The sequence below is a fragment of the Nocardia grenadensis genome, from assembly GCF_050942415.1.
Taxonomy (GTDB): Bacteria; Actinomycetota; Actinomycetes; order Mycobacteriales; family Mycobacteriaceae; genus Nocardia; species Nocardia grenadensis.
Window position 1 is genome coordinate 2,845,802 of record NZ_CP192054.1, and the last position, 20,069, is coordinate 2,865,870.

The 20,069-nt window shown below is 69.5% G+C and carries 20 protein-coding genes; 7 read left to right on the forward strand and 13 right to left on the reverse strand.

Translation table 11 applies throughout. The features are described from left to right. Nucleotides 1–87: 87 nt before the first annotated feature. Nucleotides 88–1,281, forward strand: coding sequence for a PucR family transcriptional regulator (locus tag ACQPYS_RS12955; protein WP_431938400.1), 1,194 nt, complete (start codon nt 88–90; stop codon nt 1,279–1,281). 72 nt (nt 1,282–1,353) lie between these two features. Then, on the forward strand, nt 1,354–2,142 hold the full coding sequence (locus ACQPYS_RS12960; protein WP_433493037.1) for a crotonase/enoyl-CoA hydratase family protein: 789 nt from the start codon (nt 1,354–1,356) through the stop codon (nt 2,140–2,142). Between the two features lie 108 nt (nt 2,143–2,250). On the opposite strand, the gene ACQPYS_RS12965 is transcribed toward ACQPYS_RS12960, so the two are convergent. The 4 genes from ACQPYS_RS12965 to ACQPYS_RS12980 all read right to left on the reverse strand — a co-directional run bounded on the left by ACQPYS_RS12965 (nt 2,251) and on the right by ACQPYS_RS12980 (nt 5,142). Next, a complete protein-coding gene (locus ACQPYS_RS12965; protein WP_063034192.1) occupies nt 2,251–2,694 on the reverse strand; it encodes an SgcJ/EcaC family oxidoreductase in 444 nt (147 codons plus the stop codon). A gap of 102 nt (nt 2,695–2,796) precedes the next feature. Beyond that, nucleotides 2,797–3,204, reverse strand: coding sequence for a MaoC/PaaZ C-terminal domain-containing protein (locus tag ACQPYS_RS12970; protein WP_431938398.1), 408 nt, complete (start codon nt 3,202–3,204; stop codon nt 2,797–2,799). A gap of 5 nt (nt 3,205–3,209) precedes the next feature. Next, nucleotides 3,210–4,283 (reverse strand): alpha/beta hydrolase, encoded by a 1,074-nt coding sequence (locus ACQPYS_RS12975; RefSeq protein WP_433492736.1) that lies wholly within the window; start codon nt 4,281–4,283, stop codon nt 3,210–3,212. A gap of 319 nt (nt 4,284–4,602) precedes the next feature. Next, nucleotides 4,603–5,142 carry a hypothetical protein gene (locus ACQPYS_RS12980; RefSeq protein ID WP_063034194.1) on the reverse strand — a complete coding sequence of 180 codons (540 nt, stop codon included), beginning with the start codon at nt 5,140–5,142 and terminating at the stop codon, nt 4,603–4,605. Between the two features lie 161 nt (nt 5,143–5,303). Between ACQPYS_RS12980 and ACQPYS_RS12985 the strand changes: the two genes are divergently transcribed. Then, complete coding sequence (locus ACQPYS_RS12985) at nt 5,304–5,942, forward strand: TetR/AcrR family transcriptional regulator (RefSeq protein WP_084480260.1); 639 nt, start codon at nt 5,304–5,306, stop codon at nt 5,940–5,942. Nucleotides 5,943–6,139: 197 nt separating this feature from the next. Here ACQPYS_RS12985 and ACQPYS_RS12990 read toward each other — a convergent pair whose 3' ends face one another. Next, a complete protein-coding gene (locus ACQPYS_RS12990) occupies nt 6,140–6,472 on the reverse strand; it encodes a histone-like nucleoid-structuring protein Lsr2 (RefSeq protein ID WP_063034196.1) in 333 nt (110 codons plus the stop codon). Nucleotides 6,473–6,601: 129 nt separating this feature from the next. On the opposite strand from ACQPYS_RS12990, the gene ACQPYS_RS12995 reads away from it, so the two are divergent. Next, the gene (locus tag ACQPYS_RS12995) at nt 6,602–7,570 is read left to right on the forward strand and encodes an MsnO8 family LLM class oxidoreductase (protein WP_063034197.1); all 969 of its coding nucleotides are present in this window, start codon (nt 6,602–6,604) and stop codon (nt 7,568–7,570) included. Between the two features lie 3 nt (nt 7,571–7,573). Here the strand turns inward: ACQPYS_RS12995 and ACQPYS_RS13000 are convergent, their stop codons facing one another. After that, a complete protein-coding gene (locus ACQPYS_RS13000; protein ID WP_433492737.1) occupies nt 7,574–8,485 on the reverse strand; it encodes an alpha/beta fold hydrolase in 912 nt (303 codons plus the stop codon). 238 nt (nt 8,486–8,723) lie between these two features. After that, the gene (locus ACQPYS_RS13005; protein ID WP_063034198.1) at nt 8,724–9,614 is read right to left on the reverse strand and encodes an alpha/beta fold hydrolase; all 891 of its coding nucleotides are present in this window, start codon (nt 9,612–9,614) and stop codon (nt 8,724–8,726) included. Between the two features lie 168 nt (nt 9,615–9,782). Between ACQPYS_RS13005 and ACQPYS_RS13010 the strand changes: the two genes are divergently transcribed. Then, nucleotides 9,783–10,694 carry an LLM class F420-dependent oxidoreductase gene (locus ACQPYS_RS13010; protein WP_433492738.1) on the forward strand — a complete coding sequence of 304 codons (912 nt, stop codon included), beginning with the start codon at nt 9,783–9,785 and terminating at the stop codon, nt 10,692–10,694. 33 nt (nt 10,695–10,727) lie between these two features. Here ACQPYS_RS13010 and ACQPYS_RS13015 read toward each other — a convergent pair whose 3' ends face one another. Beyond that, nucleotides 10,728–11,633 (reverse strand): universal stress protein, encoded by a 906-nt coding sequence (locus tag ACQPYS_RS13015; RefSeq protein WP_433492739.1) that lies wholly within the window; start codon nt 11,631–11,633, stop codon nt 10,728–10,730. A 174-nt stretch (nt 11,634–11,807) separates the two neighbouring features. Here ACQPYS_RS13015 and ACQPYS_RS13020 point away from each other — a divergent pair, with 174 nt between their 5' ends. Continuing rightward, on the forward strand, nt 11,808–12,305 hold the full coding sequence (locus ACQPYS_RS13020) for a GNAT family N-acetyltransferase (protein ID WP_433492740.1): 498 nt from the start codon (nt 11,808–11,810) through the stop codon (nt 12,303–12,305). Nucleotides 12,306–12,312: 7 nt separating this feature from the next. Here the strand turns inward: ACQPYS_RS13020 and ACQPYS_RS13025 are convergent, their stop codons facing one another. Together ACQPYS_RS13025 and ACQPYS_RS13030 are read right to left on the reverse strand one after the other, a co-directional pair. Continuing rightward, nucleotides 12,313–13,224: a Ku protein gene (locus ACQPYS_RS13025; protein ID WP_431938391.1), complete on the reverse strand. Its 912-nt coding sequence runs from the start codon at nt 13,222–13,224 to the stop codon at nt 12,313–12,315. Beyond that, nucleotides 13,224–14,330 (reverse strand): lycopene cyclase family protein, encoded by a 1,107-nt coding sequence (locus ACQPYS_RS13030; protein ID WP_433492741.1) that lies wholly within the window; start codon nt 14,328–14,330, stop codon nt 13,224–13,226. The genes ACQPYS_RS13025 and ACQPYS_RS13030 overlap by 1 nt, the downstream gene beginning before the upstream one ends. A 140-nt stretch (nt 14,331–14,470) precedes the next feature. Between ACQPYS_RS13030 and ACQPYS_RS13035 the strand changes: the two genes are divergently transcribed. Continuing rightward, nucleotides 14,471–15,970, forward strand: a complete 1,500-nt coding sequence (locus tag ACQPYS_RS13035; RefSeq protein WP_433492742.1) for an MFS transporter — start codon at nt 14,471–14,473, stop codon at nt 15,968–15,970. A gap of 134 nt (nt 15,971–16,104) precedes the next feature. On the opposite strand, the gene ACQPYS_RS13040 is transcribed toward ACQPYS_RS13035, so the two are convergent. The 3 genes from ACQPYS_RS13040 to ACQPYS_RS13050 form a co-directional block, all read right to left on the reverse strand. Continuing rightward, entirely contained in the window at nt 16,105–16,959 is an 855-nt protein-coding gene (locus tag ACQPYS_RS13040; protein ID WP_433492743.1) for a hypothetical protein, read from the reverse strand. 411 nt (nt 16,960–17,370) lie between these two features. Beyond that, nucleotides 17,371–18,264: a hypothetical protein gene (locus ACQPYS_RS13045; protein ID WP_433492744.1), complete on the reverse strand. Its 894-nt coding sequence runs from the start codon at nt 18,262–18,264 to the stop codon at nt 17,371–17,373. A gap of 75 nt (nt 18,265–18,339) precedes the next feature. Then, entirely contained in the window at nt 18,340–19,818 is a 1,479-nt protein-coding gene (locus ACQPYS_RS13050; RefSeq protein ID WP_433492745.1) for an NAD(P)/FAD-dependent oxidoreductase, read from the reverse strand. Nucleotides 19,819–20,069: the final 251 nt, after the last annotated feature.

A 20,069-nucleotide genomic window follows, 5' to 3' on the forward strand; every position in this document is an offset into this window, starting at 1 on the left:
GCGTTGCGTCATTCGCGGCTCGATCTTGTGCCCGGGCACAAAATCGGCGTGGTGTGGGTCACGGTCGGGTGACTAGACTGTTCCGGTATGAGCACGCCCGCGCCGCCCGCGGCACCCCTGGCCGCCGCGCTCGCCGATTCCGTCGAGGCGCTGACCGATGTTCTGGTCGGCCGGATCGCGGCGGCCGACCCGTCCTATGGGGAGTCCGGGCTGCTGACCGCGGACCAGCTGTACCGCACCTGCCTGGAGAATCTCACCGCGGTGATCGGGGCGCTCGCCGGAACCGGTCCGTTGCGGCTCCAGCCGGCCCGCGACGCGGGACGTCTCAAGGCCGAACAGGGCATTCCGGTCGCGAGCCTGTTGCACGCCTACCGGCTGGGTGGCCGGCTCGTCTGGGAGGAACTGACCAACTGGTCGGCCGGTCCGGGGGACGCCCGGCTGCACGAACTGGCGACGCGGCTGTGGGAGCTCGTCGATCTGTACTCCGATGCGGCCGTCGAGGCCTACCGTGAAACCGAGGTGCTGCTCGCGCATTCCGACGCGCAGATCCAGAGCCGGCTGGTCCGGACACTGTTCGACGACCATACCGGTAATCCCGCCCGTGTCCTCGAGGTCCTGCGCACCCTCGGATTCCCGGAACGCGGGACGTTCGCGGTGGTCGCCATCGATACCGAACCCACCGCGCCACTGCCGGGGCGACTCACCGCGGCGCTGCGCGAGATCGGTATCCGGTCGGTGTGGGATGCACAGATCGATGCCTATATCGGGTTGCTGTCCGCGGCTTCCCCGGAGGTATTGGGACGCGCCACGGCCACGATCTCGGCGTGCGTCACCGAGCGGGTGGGTCTCAGCGACGCCTTCACGACCCCGCGTACCATCACCGCCGCACTGGCCGAGGCACGTCTGGCGTCCCGGTCGGTGCGCCGGGGTGCGGCCGCAACGGTCCGCTTCGGCGACGAACCGGTCGCCCATCTTCTCGTCGCGGTTCCCGAGGCCGGGCGGCGGGCCGCCGCCCAGATCCTGGGTCCGCTGCTCGACCTCCCGGTCGCCGAGCGCGATGATCTGATCGGTGCGCTCGAAGCCTGGTACCGAGGCGGCGGGTCGGCCGCGGCCGTCGCCGAAATCCTGCACTGCCACCGCAATACGGTGCGTTATCGGCTGCGAAAAATCCGCGATCTCACCGGCCGCGACACCACCGACCCCCGCCAGTCGGCCGAACTGTATCTGGCACTGGAAGCATTCGGCCTGCTCGGCACCGAGACCAGCGGCGGCCGGGCCTGATCGGTGGGGAACGGCCCGGGAGCACGCCGGAGGCCATAGGCTCGGGCTGTGACCGCGAACGAAGGGACAGTTATGACCGGCGTACCCGTGAGAATCGAACGGGAGGGGCCGGTCTTCACCATCGTCCTGTCCCGGCCGCAGGTCCGTAACGCGGTCGACGGACCCACCGGCACCGCCCTGTACGACGCGTTCACCGCCTTCGAGAACGACGATTCGGCGACGGTGGCGGTGCTGTGGGGCGAGGGCGGAAACTTCTGCTCCGGAGCCGATCTCAAAGCCGTCGGGACCGACCGGGCCAATCCGCTGTCGGCCAAGGGGCGCGGACCCATGGGGCCGACCCGTATGCAGTTGAGCAAACCGGTGATCGCCGCGGTCGCCGGTCACGCGGTGGCCGGTGGGCTGGAACTGGCGATTTGGTGCGATCTGCGGGTGGCCGCCGAAGACGCGGTGTTCGGTGTCTTCTGCCGGCGGTGGGGAGTTCCGCTCATCGACGGCGGTACGGTGCGGTTACCGCGGCTGATCGGTACCGGGCGGGCCATGGACATGGTGCTCACCGGGCGGCCGGTGGACGCGGCCGAGGCGCTCGCGATGGGCCTGGCCGACCGTATCGTCCCGGTCGGGGAGGAACGGCGGGCTGCAGAAGCGCTCGCCGCCGAGATCGCGCGTTTCCCGCAGACCTGTCAGCGGCACGACCGGCTCTCGCTGCTGCAGCAGGAGGGGATGGGCGAGCAGGAGGCGATCGCCAACGAATGGGAGCACGGCGTCATCTCCCTGGCCGAAGCGGCTGCGGGTGTCCAGCGTTTCACCGCCGGGGCCGGGCGCGGTGGCTCGTTCACCGATCACGGCGCTCCGTCTGCCTAGAACATCGGCGCACGGCGAAGCACCGGACGCTTCGAGCGCCTCCCGGAACAGGGCCCGGCGACCGTCTGTCCCGCCGAGGCGCGCCGGGATCGCGCGCCGTCCGGTTCGTCAGCCCGCCGCGGGCACCGGTGTGTTGTGTCGGGCGGCCACCCACCAGCGCCCGTTCTCCGCGATCAGGACATAGAGCGCGACCATCGCCGGATCGCGGTCGAGGAGAACGCCGTCGGCGGTGCGCGCGCGAGCGGCCTTGTGGGCGATCGCGATATCGGGGCGTAGGAAGACGATATCGGTGAGCTCGTAGGCCACATACTCGTTCTTCAGGAATCCGGACAGTCCGAGACGTGCGGCTTCCAGCAGCGCCTCGCGGCCGGTGATCACTGTGCCCACGGCATTGCCGGCAGCGGCGTTGGCGAGGAAACCACTGACCATCAATTCGGCGTCGTTGGTGTTGTAGCCGGTTTCGACATCTTTGATCAGCTGCTCGATCGCCGCGATATCGGCGGTGTGGTCGGTTCCGGAATCCGCTACGGCGGGTGCTTCGTTCGTGCTCATGAGATCATCCTCGAACCTGAACAGTACTCGAGGTCAACTCGTCCCGTCGGAGGGGCCGTGTGCCGGTCGGCGTAGCCGATGCGACGTCCCCCCGGGCACGGCTCAGCGAAGCCGGACCACCGCGGTGGCGCGTCCGAAGATCCGGCGGGCGCCGTGCCGGGCGGTGAGCGCGACGGTCGCGATGCGCTGCACCGGATCCACCGCTTTCACCCGGCCGGAGTATTCGACGTCGGCTCCCTCCCCGGTGACGCGCACCGGCGTGGTCAGGCGCACCGCGTATTCTCGGACCGCACCCGGATGACCGAGCCAGGAGGTGACGAATCCGGCGCCGATACCGATGGTCAGGACGCCGTGTGCGACGGCGGAGTCCGGCTCCGCCAGTTCGGCGACCTCGCCGCTCCAATGGATCGGATTCGGATCGCCGGGGACACCGGCGTAGTTCACCAGATCGCCCGCGGTGAGCCGTATGGTGCGGGGCGGGAGTTCGGTAGTGATTTCCGGTACCGACATCGCCGTCAGCCGATATTCGCGGAGAGGTCGGGAAGCATTCGCAGGGCTTGGTCGGCCCAGTTGTTCCATGCGTGGATACCGTAGGCGGGGAAGTCGTAGTGCACGTTCTGCGCGCCCAGGGTGGCCATCCGGATCTGGAAGGCGCGCGTGTTCACCAGCGCCAGCGCCTCGAGGCCCATCCCGTTCACCGTGGTGATGCTCGGACTGTCGGTCGCAGTGGGCAGGCCGCTCGCCGCGGAGACCCAGAGTCGGGTGTTGTTGGCGACGAGCCGGGGCGCGGCCACGAACGGGTCGATCCGCAGCCATTTCGGATCCCAGGGTGCGGCCATCGAGTCCACGTTGTAGCCGCCCGCGTCGATCATGGCGACCCGGATCGCCTCCCGCATCCCGGGCGCCGAGATGTTCAGGTAGCCGGAGTAGGACCCGGCGAAGCTGAACTGGTCGGGATGGTCGCCGGCCAGGGTCAGGGCGGCGCTGCCACCCATCGACAGGCCGAAGACGCCGTTGCGCCGGGTGGCGAAGCCCAGCCGGTCCCGCAGAGCAGCGGGCAGTTCACGGGTGAGGAAGGTTTCCCATTTATAGGTATAGGACTTGCCCGGGCCGCCCGAGAGGGTCTGCAATCCACCGGAGCCCGACGCCGACCCGGAGGCCGATCCGCCGGCCGAACCCGAACCGGGCGGAACGCCGAGGAACGAACTCGGCGCGTTCCAGTCGGTGTAGAAACTGGACCGGCCACCGACCGGCATCACCACGTTGATATTCCACTTGGTGAATTCCCGGGCGATATCGGTATCGATCTCCCAGCCGCTGAGATCTTCGCGGGCGCGCATTCCATCCAACGCGTAGACCACCCGCGAGGTATTGCCGTCGGCGGCGCGGAACACCCGCGATTTGATGGGTCCCATACTCGAGTCGACCCAGAAATCGGCTCCGGCGGGATCGAAGGCGGCCCGGGCGGGCGCGGTGCTGCCGCTGATCAGGAAGAGGGCTTGGGTGACGACCGCGAACGCGGCGGTGAGCAGCCAGCGGGCGCGGCGGTTCGGGGCGTCCACCGGCGCCGGAGACAATCGAGTTCGCATCGCGGAGCAGGGCCTTTCGTCCGGGTGAGCACAGGGTCGAGGTGACCGGCCGGTGCCGGTCACGCGGATCCCGACCGGTGCCGAACAGCTCGCGGCCCCCGCCACGGTCTCGGCATACCGATCGGTCCGTCGTCGACGGAGGCGGGTTCGTTACCTATCTGTGATCTGATTCGCCCCGGGGTGGGTATCGGTATCACCGGCCGGCGGCCTGCCGTGAGTAGCGGTCGCGATTCGGGCTGTTCCGGTATTCGCGCAGTTCAGGTCGTTATTTGGTCGGCCGGTCGCTGCCCCGTCTCGCCGAGGGGCATCGGCGCGGTGATCACCGGACGGCGTTCGCGGAAGCCGGAACCGTATTCGTGGATGAAGTTCGCACCATGGTGCGTCCGGCGATCCAGCGCAGTAAACGGACGCGACGGGCCCACCGGGCGGGGTGGGAAACGGAGCCGGTGAGGGCGTGTTCTGCACGATCCAGGCAATCTTCCAGGAGGGCGTCGTGCATCCATCGGTAGGCCAGGGGCCATGTCAGTCGCGCCCGGCCGCGAGCGTTCATGGCGAGCAGGTGAATCAGATCGGTGCCGCCGGAAGCGGCCTGGACGGTGAATTCGTGGAAGCCGTCGAAGCCGCGGGGTCCGGTGAAACGGAAGCGCACCCAGTGGCCGGGTACGTAGTGCTCCACCGTGTACCGGATGGGGCCGTGCCCACCGGCCGCGCCTGCTTCGAGAGGGCGGTCGAACCGCATCGCCGGCCAGCAGTGCGCTGGCCAGAGGGCGTCGTCCTCGCCGGCGAGGCTGTCCACCAATGCGCTGACCGCGCTGACCGGGGCAGGCAGGTGACGTAGGTGAACGTTGACAACAGCCATGTGCGGCTCCTTACTTCGGGCCGGTACGGCGTAACAACCCGCCGACGCGCGGGGCCGGTCCTGGGAGATCGACCGGCGGGTCGGGTCCGGGCGGTCGGCTTCCGGCAGATCAAATTTTGGAGATTAATCTCTAAAAAGAATTAGAGCATACCCTCTAGTACATGGGAAGGCCCCCGAGACACGATGCCGATCGGCTCCTGGACGCCGCCGCAGAACTCCTGGCCGGAGGCGGGCCGGCCGCTGTCACCATGTCGGGAGTGGCCAAAGCCGCCGGCGCACCGAGCGGGTCGGTGTATCACCGCTTCCCGGATCGCCCTGCGTTACTGGCCGCGCTGTGGTCACGCGCGCTACGGGGATTCCACGACGAACTGTTCGCCGCGCTGAGTCTCGGAGAACCGCAGGAAGCGATCCGCCGCAGCGCCCGTACGAGTCTCGAGTGGGCTCGGCGCAATCCCCGCGAAGCGCGCGTCCTGCTCGTCGGAGCGAAAGAGCTAGAAGAGCAGAACTGGAGCGAGCGGGCTCGCAGGGACGCCGCGCGAGACAACACCGCGCTACACGACGCCCTGAACGCCCTGATCCAGAACGGCGACGATCCCGCTCCCGACGCCGCCGACCGGGCACTTCTCGCGGTGGTCGACCTGCCCTATGCCATGATCAAGCGATATCTGAGTGCCGGTCGGCAGATCCCCGACTACGCGCCCGACCTCGCCGAGCAGGCGGCGGCCGCGCTGTTCGCTATGAGCCGGAGCCGGACAACCAACACTCGCTCGGTGGACCACAGCGGCGAGACCACGCAGTAAGCAATCGGTGCCCCGGGCGCCGCGCGGTTGTCGACGTGACCTGCTCGCGACCGGTCACATACTGCTCTTCGGCCGGCCGATCGCGCGGGGTGTTCCGGACCGACCGCCGCCTCCCGCGTCCGGCGAGGAGTACACGCCCATTCCGTCGGAGCCGTAGAGATTCCGCAGGCACGAGATTCACCCGTGCCTGTGACGAATCAAGGGTGGGCCTTCTGATACGCCTCGGCGATCTCCGCCGAGATCCGTCCCCGGCTCGACACTTCCAGCCCGTTCTTGCGGGCCCACTCGCGGATCGTCTGGGTCCGGGCATTGCCGCCCGTGGCCTGCGGACGCTGTTTACCCTTCGCCCGGCCGCCGACCCGGCGCGCATGCGCCGACCAAAAACCGATTGTCTCGCGCAGCTTTTCGGCATTTCCGGCCGACAGGTCGATCTCGTAGGTGACACCGTCCAGAGCGAGCGTGACAGTTTCCTCGGCGATGGAAGTTCCGTCGTAGTCGTCGACCAGCTCGACGATCACCTTGCGCGCCATGCAGTCCTCCGAACAATGGGCAAACTATCCGGACAATGGTAGCCATAGGGACCTGCAGGCCCGGAACCCGGCAGCGCAGTCCGCTCCGGCGAACCGGAAGACCAGGGCCCAGTCCGGTGTTCCACGGGTGTGGAACTGTCGTTGCTGGATCGCTCGCGGACCCGGGTGGGAGAACCCGAATCGGCCGCGTTGGCCCATACCGTCGAACGGGCTGTGGCGGCCGAGAAGTCGGGATATCGGCGTTTCTGGGTGGCCGAGCACCACGCGGTGCCCGGGATCGCCTCCGGGTCGCCGCCGGTCCTGCTGGGGGCGCTGGGCTCCCGGACATCGACCATCCGGATCGGGTCCGGCGGCGTAATGCTGCCGCATCATCGGCCCCTGGTGGTGGCGGAGCAGTTTCTCATGCTGGAGGCGCTGTTCCCGGGTCGTATCGATCTCGGCTTGGGGCGCTCGCCGGCGTTCACCGCCCCGGTGCGGCGGGCCATGCGGCAGGACGAGGCCGCACCCCACCGGTTCCCGGACGATCTGGCCGAACTGCGCGACTATCTCGACGGCACCGGTCCGGTCACCGCTCATCCGGTGAGCGACCGGAAGATCCCCATGTTCGTTCTGGCCACCGGGCAGGGCCTGACCGTGGCCGCGCGGCTGGGGCTGCCGGCAGTGCTCGGCGGGCCGCTGCTCGACAGCCCGGATCTGGCGGCGGCTCTGGCCGGTTACCGCCGGGATTTCCGGCCGAGCCCGCGGGCCGAGCGGCCGCGCGTGATGCTCGCGCTGGAGGTCACCGTCGCCGAAACCGACGAGCAGGCCCGCGCACTCGTCCTGCCCGAGGCCTGGGCGATGGCGCAGTCCCGGTCCACCGGCGTCTTCCCGCCGTTGGCGCCGGTCGGTGAGCGCACGGCGTGGACCGACCAAACGCGTCGTCGCGTCGAGGCGGCGGTGCGGCGTGCGATCGCGGGCACACCGCAGACGGTGCGGCGCCGGATCGAGCAGCTCACCGACCGGACCGGCGCCGCGGAACTGCTGGCCACCACCTCCACCTACGACCGCGCGGCGCTGGCCGCCTCCGATGCCGCATTGGCGCGGATCGTCGCCGGTTGAGCGTCAGGGCCGAGTGGGAGCCCAACGGGCTGCGGTGAGGCGCCGGATCTCCTCGACCACCAGGTCGGGTTCGGTCAGCGGGACGTAGTGGCCGGAGGCCGGCGCGAGCACATGGCGCCCGGCGGGCGATACCGCGGCCCGGTGGGCGTGGGCGGCGTTCGCCGCGGCGCGGATACGGGTGGTCATCCCGTCCCCGGCGCGGCCGCCCGAGATCACCGTCACCGGGATGGCGCCGAGTTCGGGCGGATCGTCGCGCCAGGTGGCGAGCTCGTCGAGGAAGGTGCGGGCCTGGACCGACTGCGTGCGCATGGCGCCCGGAGTGAACGCCTCTCGTTCCATATCCCGCCGGACGTCCGCCGGGACCGCGTTCAGCATCGAGCGGTACATCGATCCGAGCAACCCGAGTCGCGCGAGGGCGCTGTGCACCACCAGGGTGAGGCGCTCCACCCGGCGGATCGCCGCACCGAACAATAGGTCGGTCGCCTCGTCGGTGGGATCGACGAGCACGAGTCCGCGGATCCGTGCCGGCCGGCGGCACGCGGCGAGCCGGGCGACGACACCACCGGCACTGTGCCCGACCAGGACGAACGGACCGGGTCCGAAGTGATCGAGGACATCCGCCAGATCGCCGGCGATCCGGTCCAGGGCACGGCCGGCGGGGTCGGCCGGACTGCGGCCCAGCCCGGCCCGGTCGTAGACCACGGCCCGGGCGAACAGGCCGACCGCGGGCTGCACGAGACCCCACGACGAACGGGTCGCCGCCGCACCCGCTTCGAAGACGACGGTGGGTGCTGTCGTTCCCGGCGGACCGGGCAGGACCATGGCGTGCAGCGGCCGGCCCTCCCGCGTGGTGATCCGCTCCGGCACACCCTGGGTGTGCTGATCGGGTCCGGAAACGAAATCCGTCTCGGGCAATTCGAGGGCACCTCATCGATTCGGCACCGCGGGCCGGACGACCCGGAGCGGCGGGCAGCGGAGTCGGGAGCGCCGGTGGGGCGCGGAGGCGACGCTATCATTCGTGGGTCGCCGACCGGGCACCTTCCTCGACTCTGCCGCGCGCTACCGGATGGGGGACCGGTTGCGCCGCAAGCTTTTCGATCACCCGCTTCCGGCCGCGCCGAGAGCTTGCCCGCCCCGTGGGCCGCTCCGGGCGCTAACCGACGCGGGACGCGAGGAACTCGCGGAAGGCGCGCAGGGTCTCGGTCGGCGCCTCGAGCTGCGGGTAATGCCCCACATCGGGCAGTTCCACCACATCGGGCTCGGCGACCAGCTGCCGGTACCGGCGCACCATTCGCGCGCCCGATACCGGGTCGCGCAGGCCGTCGATCAGCCGGACCGGGACCTGCGGGCGGACCAGCGCCCCGACCCAGCGCTCCCGGTGGGCACGCCGCTCGGCCATATAGCCCATCAATTTGTGGCCGTTGCGCTTTCCGTGCTTACTGCACCACAGCATCCAGAACTGGTGCATCTGTTCCTCGTCCGGTCGCGACTCGGCGGCGAACACCGCGCCCAGGCTGTGCGCGAAGGTCTTCTCGTTGCCGAACCGGCCGACCAGCGGCCCCAGCGGGCTCGCGAGCAGGTTCTGGATGGGCCGGGGCCGATGGGCCTCAGGGAAGAGGCCGCCGTTGAGCAGGCAAACCGATTCGATCACCAGGGACCGATCGCCGGCGGCCCGGCGTTCGGCATCCCGGGCCAGCATCTCCTGGGCCACCGTATCGCCGTAGTCGTGGGCCAGGATGTGGAACTCCTGCACACCTTGTTCCCGGAGCAGCTGTTCGGCCAGATCGGCCTGGTCGGCGATCGTGTAGTCGTAGTGCTGCGGTTTGGCGGACCAACCGAAACCGATCAGATCCGGGGCGAGGACCCGCTCGAACTGCTCGCACAGCTCCGGCCACAGGGCGTGCCAGTCCCAGGACGCGGTGGGGAAACCGTGTAGGCACAGTAGCGTCCCGGACGATCCGGTACCGCCCGCGCGCCAGAAGATCTGGTGTCCGCGATGGGTGAAACGCGCTCCGCTCGACCGCCAACTCGCAAACTCGTCCATAGCCCCAGCATGCCCCGCCACGGGGCGCCGGTCGAGTAGGTCGCGGGCGAGTCGGCGCGACGTCGCCACCTGCGGAATGCGCGGGCAGTACGCAGGTAGGCTCGGCGCCCGGAGGAACTGCCGGCCGGGCCGGCGATCCGGCCCGGCCATTCGACGAGGAGGCACACCGTGCGTATCGGCATTCTGCTCAGTGAACGGTCCGGCGCCGACGCGCTGCGCCTGCTCACCGACGATCTCCGCCGGGTCGCCGAGGAGGGGTTCACCTCGGCCTGGCTCTCGCATATCTTCGGCGTGGACGCGCTCACGGCGCTCGCGGTCGCGGGCGGCCAGGTGCCCGGGATCGAACTCGGCACCGCGGTGGTGCCCACCTATCCACGCCATCCCGGGGCGCTGGCCCAGCAGGCGCGGACCACGGCGCTCGCGGTGGGACCGGACCGGCTCACCCTCGGTATCGGACTGTCACACCAGGTGGTCATCGAGAACATCTACGGGTACGGGTTCGAGCGGCCGGCCCGCCATATGCGCGAGTACCTCGCTGTGCTGGGCCCGCTGCTGGAGCGGCGGCCGGTTTCCTACAAGGGCGAAACGCTGAGCGGGAACTTGGAACTCGGAATCCCCGACGAGGGCCGGATTCCCGTGCTGCTCGCCGCGCTCGGCACCCAGATGCTGCGGCTGGCGGGCCGGCACGCCGACGGCACCGTGCTGTGGATGACCGGCCCGGCCACTATTCGCGACCATATCGCGCCGACGATCGACGCCGCCGTCGCCGACGCGGGCCGGCCGCCGGCGCGTATCGTCTGCGCGCTTCCGGTATTGGTGACCGATGATGTCGCCGGCGCCCGGGAACGGGCGGCCACCACCTTCGCGATGTACGGCACCCTGCCGTCGTATCGAGCGATGATGGATCGCGAAGGCGTGGCCGGGCCCGCGGATCTGGCCATCATCGGGTCCGAGGAGCAGGTCGAGGCCCGTATCCGCGATATCTTCGACGCGGGAGCCACCGAATTCGTCGCCTCGGTCTTCGCCGGCGGGACGGAGGCAACTCGAACGCGCGCACTGCTGTCGGGGCTGACGGGCTGACCGCGGCGCCGCCGTCCCGGGCCCGGTGGTGCGTCAGGCCGGATGGGTGATCATGACCGGGCACGCGGAGTGCTGGATGAGCGACTGGCTGGTCGAACCGAGCAGCAGTCCACGGAATCCGCCCCGGCCCCGGCTGCCGACCACGACGAGTTGCGCGCGTTCGGACCATTCGCGCAGATGCTGGGCCGGTGTGGACGGGTACACCTCGCGGTGCACGGTGACCTCCGGATAACGCTGCTGCCAGCCCGCCAGCCGTTCGGCCAGCACCGCCTGTTCGGCGGTCTGCAGATCCTCGGCCGGGATCTCGATCAAACCGGTGCTCGCGAATTCGGTGAAGGTCAGATCACTCCAGGTGTGGACGGCGACCAGATCGGTTTCGCGTTCGGCGGCCTCGGCGAAGGCGGCGGCGACCGCGGTGTCACTGACCGGGCTGCCGTCGACACCGACGACCACCGGGCCGCTGGTGATCTCGTCCCCGTTCTCGCGGACCGCGACGATCGTGCCGCTGCCGTGCGCGGCGACCGCCAGAATTGTCGAGCCCAGATGGGAGACCGCGCCACCCCGCCGCGAGCCGAGTACCACCATATACGCGGATTCGGACAATTCGATCAGCATCTTCGCTGGGCTGTGCTCGGAGAGCAGAGTATCGACCTGCACCCTCGGCGCTGCCTCCCGGGCCACCTGGGTTCCGGTCGCCAGCGCCTGCTCACCGTGGGTTTTCAGCATGCGCACGGCTTCGTCGACCATGGGCTGGTAAGCAACCAGCCAGGTCTTGGCCGGGGTCGAATTCATCGCGTAGGCGAGGACCAGACGGCGGCCGCGCCGCGCGGCGACCGCCGCTGCCCAGCGGATGGCCGAATGCGCGTCGGGAGTACCGTCCACACCCACTACGACGGCAGCGGATACGAGCCGGTGCGGAGTGTCTTCGTGTGCGGTCATAGGCCGAGTATCCCTCCGGCGGACAACCGCGGCGATATCCGCCGGGCGTGTCCGGCGAATTCGATTACGCGTATCGAGGGCTCGCCGTCCCGATATTCGCTACCACGGTTTTCGTTCGCGGCGCGCCGTAGCCGAGGCTTGTCGAATGCGGCGTGATGTGCAGATCATGATCGCGTGCTGATATCGGATGGGGTGATCGGGCTACGGCCGATCGAGGTGGCCGACGCCGCCGCGCATCTGGCGGCTCAGGGCCGGGAATCGATGCGCCGCGCCCCAGGACCGGGAACCCCGAATGTGGTGGCCGATTTCGAACGCTGCGTCGACCAGTGGGCACAGGACGGCCCGTACAAAACCTTCGGCGTGGTGGACGCGCTGACCCATGCGCTGGCGGGGACCCTGGACCTGGCGTTGGAACAGGAGTTCCTCGCGAAACGTCAGGCCGATATCGCCTTCGGCATCTACGCGCCGTGGCGGGGCCGGGGTGTTGCCGGCCGCAGCGTCGTGCTGGCGTGCCGCTATCTGGCCCGGCACGATCTGGCCGACGAGGCGGTATTGCGGATCGATCCGGACAACACGGCCGCGATGGCGCTGGCGCACCGGCTCGGATTTCATTACCACCACACCGGCGTGGGCCCCGAGGGCCGCCTCGACTGGTTCATCCAGGCCGTCTGACCAGGGTTCACGCGCCCTTCCGGGTTCGCTTCTGGGCGGTTTTCCGGGCCTTCGGCTCCGCCGTCTTGCGGGGTTGCGCTTTTCTGGTCGTAGACTTTCGCGCCTTCTTCGGGGCCGTGGATTCGGCGTCTCCGCCCGCGCCGCTGGCCTCCAGGCTGCGCTGCAACGCGGCCACCAGATCGACCACCTCGGCATCGGACTCCGCGGCGGCCGCCTCGGGGCGTTCGGGTGCCTTCCCGCCCCCGCCGGCGACGGCCTCGTCCAGCAGGCGCTGCAACTCGACCTGATATTCGTCGGTGTACTGGTCGGGGTCGAAATCGTCGGACATGGACTCGACCAGCGTCTCGGCCATCTTGATCTCCTGAGGCCGCGGCGTGCCCGCTTCCTCCAGCGATTCGAAGGAGACCGCGCGTACCTCGTCGGGCCACAGCAGGGTCTGCAGTACCAGCATGCCGTCCCGGACCCGCATGGCCGCCAGCCTGGTCTTCTGGCGCAGGGTGAAGTGCACGAGCGCGGTGCGGTCGATACGTTCCAGGGTGGCGGCGAGCAGCACATAGGCCTTGGGCGTATTCGAATCCGGTTCCAGATAGTAGGTCTTGTCGTACAGGATGGGATCGATCTGATCCGACGGGACGAATTGCAGTACCGGAATCTCGTGTTTCTCGGCGACCGGTAGTTTGGCGAAATCATCGTCGGTGAGGACGACTTTTTCCCCTTCCGGTGATTCGTATTGTTTATCGATATCGGCGAATGCGACCGATTTTCCGCATATCGTGCACACGCGGTCGTATTTGATCCGCCCGCCGTCCGCGGCGTGGACCTGATGGAATTTGATGTCGTGGTCCTCTGTGGCGGTGTAGACCTTCACGGGGACGTTCACCAGCCCGAACGCGATCGAGCCTTTCCAGATTGACCGCATCACTCCATGATGACCGAACCGGGCCCCCGGGGCGAGATCGGTCGAAGTCCGAGTGTCGCCGCCGCGAGCCGGGCCCGCACGGGGCCCGGAAGTCCGAAAAAGAGCCCGGACATGGCGGTGAGCATGCCGACCGGGTCGTCACGCCGGGAAAGGTAGGCGCGTTGCAGTTCGATATCGAGGTCGAAGAACGCGTCGAAGAAACGCGGGATCTCGGTCGGCGGCAGCGCCAGCAATGCCCGCAGCCCGGCCTGCCGGAGCCGGTGGACCGCGCGCGCCGCGGCTGTCCACCCCGAGCCGCCGGCGGCAACGGACTCGGCGGCCGACAGTGTGGCCGCGACGCTGTAGCCGGTGGCGGGATGCAGATACCCACCTGCTGCGCCGAAGCGGCCGGCGCCGGGCCTGCCGCCGGCCACCGGGAAACGCACCCGCTCGACCGGTTCGTCGCCCGCCGTCGTGATGTGCCGGGCCCGCAGCCGGCGGTGCAGGCGGCGCGCGAGTTCCTCCTGAGTGAGGGCGGGTGCGCCCACCAGGCAGGTTTCCTCGTACAGCACGGAGTCGGCCCCCAGCGGTACCGCGTACAGGAACGAGGGGGGAGAATCCGGCGCGGCACCGTTGTCCGTTCGCCAGTCCATGAACAGGGCGGGGTCCGATGTGGCGTCGCGGGGCAGTTTCAGGCCGTAGGCGGTCTGCTCGGCCCGGCCCGGGCGGCGTCGCAGCCCGCGTGCGTCGATGACCCGGCCGGCGCGCAGGATCCGGCCGCTGTGGAGTGTGACCGTGCGCCGGTCGAGTGCCACCGCCCGCCCCGGCACCACTGTGGCGCCGGTGAGGTCGAGGGACTGCTGAAGCAGCCCGGTGTCCAGGACGGAGTACGCGCGCGGGATGCTGTGGTCGCGTAGGCCGTGCGCCCGCGGTCGCGCGACGGTGGCCGCGACGACGGCGCTGTCGAGCCAGGCCGGGAGTTCGTCGGACCAGGCGGCGTAGGTCGCCCGCCAGACCCGCCGCGGATTCGGGTCCACGACGAGTACGGTCATCCCGCGGGCCAGACAGCGGTGGGCGAGCGCGCGCCCGGCCGGCCCGAGCCCGCAGATGGCGATATCGGCGCTCACCGTCGGATCGAAACACGGCCGCCGCGCATCGCGCGCGCCGGGGTGGTGGTGACCGTCGCCGCTCGCCGCCGTGGCCCGGAACAGCCGCTGCGGTCACGCGTGTTACGACTGGGTGAACCGACGACTCGGAAGGAACGTGGATGACGAACGTGGAGGCGGCGCGGGCCGCACCGGATACGAGCGGTGGACGGCGTGCCTGGTTCGGTCTGGCCGTACTCCTGCTGCCGGTGCTGCTGGTTTCCATGGATATGTCGGTGTTGTTCCTGGCGTTGCCCACTCTCACCGCCGACCTGGATCCGACCGCCGCCCAGCAATTGTGGATCCTCGACATCTACGGGTTCCTCATCGCCGGTCTGCTGATCACCATGGGCAATCTGGGCGACCGCATCGGCCGCCGCAAGATCCTGCTCGCCGGTGCCACCCTGTTCGGTATCGCTTCGGCGATCGCGGCATTCGCGCCCAGCGCCGGCGTACTCATCGCGGCGCGTGCGCTGATGGGTATCGGTGGGGCGACGCTGCTGCCGTCGAGCCTGGCATTGATCTCGAATCTGTTCCGCGACCAGCGGCAGCGGTCCACCGCGATCGGTATATGGACGGCGTTCTTCGCCGGGGGTTCCGCGGTCGGGCCGATCATCGGCGGCGTGCTGCTGCATCATTTCTCATGGGGTTCGGTCTTCCTGATCAACGTTCCGGTACTGCTCGTACTGCTGTTGTTCGCCCCGGTCCTGCTACCCGAACACCGGGCGAGCGCGCTGGGCCCGCTGGATCTGCCGAGTGTGCTGCTCTCCATCGGCGGCATCCTGCCCGCGGTGTACGCGGTCAAACACGTGGCCGAATACGGCCCGGATGTCGAGGCGCTGCTGTGCGCGCTGGTCGGCGTGGTGATACTGACCGTCTTCGTCCGACGGCAGCGCCGGCTGGCCGAACCCTTGGTCGACCTGGGTCTGTTCCGCCGGGCCCGCTTCTCCCTCGCCATCGGGTCGAGTACCGCGGCCATGATGTCACTGGCCGGACTGAGTTATCTGAGCAGTATCTGGCTGCAATCGGTGACCGGGCGTGATCCACTACAGGCGGCGCTGCTCGGGATACCGATGGCGATCACCGTTTTCGTTTTCTCGGTCAGCGGTTCCGCGGTCGGTCGCCGGCTCGGCGTGCGCTGGGCCTTCGCGCTGGCACTACTGGTGGCCGCGCTCGGCAATCTCCTGGTGCTGGGTATCGGCACAGGCGGCGGCACCGGCTGGTACCTGGCCGGATCGGCGCTGGCCGGTATCGGCTACGGGATCGTGTTCACCCTGGTATCCGAAGTGGCGGTGGCCGCGGTACCAGCGGAACGGGCGGGATCGGCGGTCGGCATCTCCGAAACGAGTTTCGAACTCGGTAACGCGCTGGGATTGGCGCTGCTGGGTTCGCTGGCGGCGCTGGTCTTCCGTTCCGGGGGCGATTTCGCTCCCACACTGGGCGAGACGATCGAGCGGCACAACGCGGATGCCGGGTTGCTCGCGGCGGCCCGGGAGGCGTTCGTCACCGGTGCGCATACCTCGATCTCGGTGGGTGCGGGCGTCCTGCTGGTCGTGGCGGCGATCGCAGTAGTGGTGGGGAAGGGCGGCCGCTCGGCCCCTACCGAGCCGATCGGCCCGTAGGCGTACCGCAGTTGGCTGCCGGATGTGAATGCCGGCACGTTCTGCCGCGGCGTCGTCGGGGGTTGCTGCGCCGAAACCGACCTATCCCCGCCCGTCAGGTGTCCGGCGGGTCAGCACCCGCCGGACACCCCGAATCACTGCGGCGGTGTGCCGTACGGTGCGGCGGTATAGGCCTCGGCCGCGCCGACCGCCCCGCCGATGGCCGCGCCGGTGAGTATGGCAGGCGCCGCGACGAGCGTGAATGCGGTGGTCGCGGCGATTACGGGCATGTACACCAGACCGGCCGGCATGAACGGTATGCCCACGACCAGGCCGACCGCCCCGCCGACCAGCGCAGCGACGCCGGCGACCGGTGACGCCACCGCACTGCCGACCGATGCGCCGACCGCCGCGGAACCCAGGGTCTGCGCCGCCATCCGATCCGACCGGCTCCGTTCCACACCCACCGAGTCGTAGAAGGTCGCCAGCTGCGCTTCGGCCTGCGCGGCGCCGGTATTGATCTCCCGGACATCGAACGGCGGCGCATCGATGACGACATTGCCCACCCGGAGTTTGCCGGGTGGAGCCTCGATCGGCGCCACCGGCGCGACCGGCTCGGGCGCGTGCAGCTCACCCTGCGGTGCGAGGTAGGCGTAGTTCGGCACCGGGCGCGTCGCGAGGGCGGGCGCCGAGGCGGCCGGTTCCGCGATCACGGTCGGCCGCGGGCCCGTGGGCACCGCGGGCGCGGTGTGGGTGAACGGTGCCGTGGCCGCGGTGATGGTATCGGTGGCCGATCGGACCGCGACCCGCGCGGCCTCCTGCACGGCATCGGTGGCCGTGCCCAACGGGTCCACCGCGGCGGCGATCGGGGATGACGCGGGTGGAGCGGGGAGTACCTCGGCATTGGCGGTGCCGGCGCCGATCAGTGTCGCGATGAGCGGGATCGCGCCCGCCGCGACGACCGAGCCGGCAGCACGCCGGGACGGACCGGTTGCCCTGTGCTTACCCATGGTCGCCTTTCTCCGGGAATTTGTCGGTTTGCCAGACATTCGTTCCGGAGTGCGGCGTGGATGGGTTCGGCCTGTTCAGTCGGCTTACAACAACAGGTGGTCCGGGTTTTCCGGGCTTGGGTTGATAGTTGTCCGGCGGTTCGCCGGCGTGGTGTAAGTGGCGGTATGCGGGGATCGCACGTTGGGCCGCGCCGATGATCGGCGACGAGCAGGTTCGCCCTCCGGCCACACGACAACCGCGACCGCCGGATGCGATGTCAGCGCAGGGCCGGTCACCGTAGTCGCGGTAATCGAGGCGCCGTGGGCCGCTGGACCGGGACACGGGACCGGTTCGTCATCCGGTTTCGCTCGGGAGTACATCGAAAGGGCCGCTGCATTCTCCGGGTGGCGACCGCCGGACCGGGCGTCCGGTTAGAGGGGCGGCAGCGGGCCGAACGGTTGCGTGGTGAAACCGTCGGTCGCCCCGAAGGCGGCGCCGAGCGCGGCTCCGGCGATCACGGCCGGTACCGTGACGATCCCGTAGGCAAGGGTCGCGCCGAGGACGGGGCCGACGACGAGCCCGGTGGGGAGGAAGGGCAACCCGACCACGAACCCCGCGGCGGCGCCGAGCATCGCGAACGGAATGGCCACCGGTGCCGCGGCCGCGGCACCGATCCCGGCACCGATCAGGCCCGAACTCATGGCCTGGGCGGCGACCCGGTCCGCCCGGCTGCGCTCGATACCGGACGAGTCCAGGAAGGCCGTCAGCTGCTCCTGGACCCGGTCGGACCCGGCATTGAGCTCTCGCGTATCGAACGGCAGGCCGATCTCGAGGTCGCCGACCCGTAGGGTGCCGGGCGGCGCCTCGATCGATGCGGCCGGGCGGGCGGCGTGCGATGCCGTTCCGGGCGCCGGGTGGTCGTCCACGATCTCGAGGCCCGGAGTCGCCGCCGGTATCGGGCCGGCGGGCAGCGGTGCACCGGGCACCGGGTGGGTGAACCGGTCGGTGGCCGCGGTGACGGTATCGGTGACCGACCGGGCGGCCTCCTGGACAGCGCCGGTGACCGCGCCGAACGGATCCACGGCGAGGCCGGGCGCGGGCGGAAGCAGACCGGTGGGCAGCGTGGGCAGCGACGGTAGTGCCGGGGGCGCAGCGGGCAGCGGGGGTAGCGACGGCAGTACCGCGGGAACGGCGGGTGGGGCGGGAAGAACGTCGGCGTGGGCCGTCCCGGCGCCGATCAGTACCGCGATGAGCGGGACGGCTCCCGCCGCGACGACCGAGCCGGCGGCACGCCGGGAACGGGCGGGTGTCCTGTGCTTACCCATAGACGCCTCTCTGGAGATGATCTGATTGCCAGATGTTAGCTCCGAAAGGGCGTTGAATCGGGGAGGTGGGCCCGGTCAGCCGACTTTGCGATCGCCACCCGGTTTCCCGGGTAGGTCGGCGTCGACGGCTTCGGCGGTGACGGCCGGAGTTCCGGGCGAGGGAGCCGGAGGCCGGCGCCCCGCCGCGCCGCGCACGAACTCTTCGCCCTCCTCGCTGTCGCCGTACACCGCTTCCAAGGCCAGGCGCGCGAAGATCCACTGTTCGGTCGCCGCCATCTGGCCACGGCTACGGCCGAGGAAGGTGACGAACCACTGGATGATCGTGGTGATCCGGCTGCGGTAGCCGACCAGGTAGTACAGGTGCAGGCCGAGCCAGGCCAGCCAGGCGATGAACCCGCCGAACTCCAGCTTGCCCACCTGGCAGACCGCGCTGAAACGCGAGATCGTCGCCATACTGCCCTTGTTGAAGTAGGAGAACGGCCTGCGTTCCTGTGCCGTCTGCTTACCGGCCAGCTCGGCCCTGATCTGCTTCGCGGCATAGGTGGCGCCCTGGATGGCGCCCTGGGCCTGGCCGGGGACGCCCGGCACCGACATCAGATCGCCGACGACGAAGACGTTCGGATGCCCTTTGACCGTGAGGTCGGGTTCCACCACGACCCGCCCGGCCCGGTCGACCTCGGTGCCGTCGGACTGGTCGGCGACCATCTTGCCCAGCGGGCTGGCCTGCACTCCGGCCGACCAGACCTTGCACGCCGATTCGATGCGGCGGCTGGTGCCGTCGGCATCCTTCACGGTGACCCCGTGCGCGTCCACGTCGGTGACCAGGGCGTTCAATTGGATCTCCACGCCCATGGACTCCAGACGCCGCTGCGCCTTACCGCCGAGTTTCGGCCCCATCGGCCCCAGCACCGCGCCCGCGCCCTCGACCAGGATCACCCGGGCGTCGCGGGGGTCGATGTTGTGGAAAGTGCCTTCCAGCGTGCGGTCGGAGAGTTCGGCGATCTGCCCGGCCAGTTCGACCCCGGTAGGCCCGGCGCCCACCACCACGAAGCTGAGCAGCCGGTCGCGCTCCTCCTGGGTCTGTGCCACCTCGGCCTGTTCGAAGGAGCCGAGGATACGACCGCGCAGTTCCAATGCGTCGTCGATGGTCTTCATACCCGGCGCGAAGGTGGCGAAGTGGTCGTTACCGAAATACGACTGCTGGGCCCCGGTGGCCAGGATGAGGCTGTCGTAGGGGGTGACCGTCTTTTCGCCGAGCAGCACCGAGGCGACGGTGCGCTGCGCCAGGTCGATCTCGGTCACCTCGCCCAACAGCACCCGGGCGTTCTTTTGTTTGCGGAGCACGAGCCGGGTCGCCGGTGCGATCTCGCCGACCGACAGGATACCGGTCGCGACCTGGTAGAGCAGCGGCTGGAAGAGGTGGGTGGTGGTTTTGGAGATGAGGGTGACGTCGACATCGGCGCGTTTGAGGTGCTTCGTGCCGAACAGGCCGCCGAAACCCGATCCGATGACGACGACGCGGTGCCGGCCGTTTCCAACAGGTTGCGTGCTCATGGTCGCTCCTCGCCGGCGGTGGGCCCGGTGCTGCCCTGGTGATCATTTCCTGACAACGCACACGGTAGTAGCAGTACCCGGGTACGACACAGTCGGACGCACGTTGTTCACCCGCGGTGGTGCGGCAACTCACCACGATAGCGATTGCGACGGGATCTCGGCGGGGCGCGGGATGATACCGATTCGGTGGAATCGGCTGAGCCGTTGCAACAAAGACAATACGATGGGTACTGTCTCTCAGGAGGTTTCGC

What these genes read in the sequence shown, in the direction of transcription:
- ACQPYS_RS13050 (WP_433492745.1), bottom strand. Translation starts at nt 19,818, where the DNA reads ATGAGCACGCAACCTGTTGGAAACGGCCGGCACCGCGTCGTCGTCATC.
- ACQPYS_RS13025 (WP_431938391.1), bottom strand. Translation starts at nt 13,224, where the DNA reads ATGCGGTCAATCTGGAAAGGCTCGATCGCGTTCGGGCTGGTGAACGTC.
- ACQPYS_RS13045 (WP_433492744.1), bottom strand. Translation starts at nt 18,264, where the DNA reads ATGGGTAAGCACAGGACACCCGCCCGTTCCCGGCGTGCCGCCGGCTCG.
- ACQPYS_RS13035 (WP_433492742.1), top strand. Translation starts at nt 14,471, where the DNA reads ATGACGAACGTGGAGGCGGCGCGGGCCGCACCGGATACGAGCGGTGGA.
- ACQPYS_RS13040 (WP_433492743.1), bottom strand. Translation starts at nt 16,959, where the DNA reads ATGGGTAAGCACAGGGCAACCGGTCCGTCCCGGCGTGCTGCCGGCTCG.
- ACQPYS_RS12975 (WP_433492736.1), bottom strand. Translation starts at nt 4,283, where the DNA reads ATGCGAACTCGATTGTCTCCGGCGCCGGTGGACGCCCCGAACCGCCGC.
- ACQPYS_RS12985 (WP_084480260.1), top strand. Translation starts at nt 5,304, where the DNA reads ATGGGAAGGCCCCCGAGACACGATGCCGATCGGCTCCTGGACGCCGCC.
- ACQPYS_RS12955 (WP_431938400.1), top strand. Translation starts at nt 88, where the DNA reads ATGAGCACGCCCGCGCCGCCCGCGGCACCCCTGGCCGCCGCGCTCGCC.
- ACQPYS_RS13005 (WP_063034198.1), bottom strand. Translation starts at nt 9,614, where the DNA reads ATGGACGAGTTTGCGAGTTGGCGGTCGAGCGGAGCGCGTTTCACCCAT.
- ACQPYS_RS12965 (WP_063034192.1), bottom strand. Translation starts at nt 2,694, where the DNA reads ATGAGCACGAACGAAGCACCCGCCGTAGCGGATTCCGGAACCGACCAC.
- ACQPYS_RS13015 (WP_433492739.1), bottom strand. Translation starts at nt 11,633, where the DNA reads ATGACCGCACACGAAGACACTCCGCACCGGCTCGTATCCGCTGCCGTC.
- ACQPYS_RS12990 (WP_063034196.1), bottom strand. Translation starts at nt 6,472, where the DNA reads ATGGCGCGCAAGGTGATCGTCGAGCTGGTCGACGACTACGACGGAACT.
- ACQPYS_RS12960 (WP_433493037.1), top strand. Translation starts at nt 1,354, where the DNA reads ATGACCGGCGTACCCGTGAGAATCGAACGGGAGGGGCCGGTCTTCACC.
- ACQPYS_RS12980 (WP_063034194.1), bottom strand. Translation starts at nt 5,142, where the DNA reads ATGGCTGTTGTCAACGTTCACCTACGTCACCTGCCTGCCCCGGTCAGC.
- ACQPYS_RS12970 (WP_431938398.1), bottom strand. Translation starts at nt 3,204, where the DNA reads ATGTCGGTACCGGAAATCACTACCGAACTCCCGCCCCGCACCATACGG.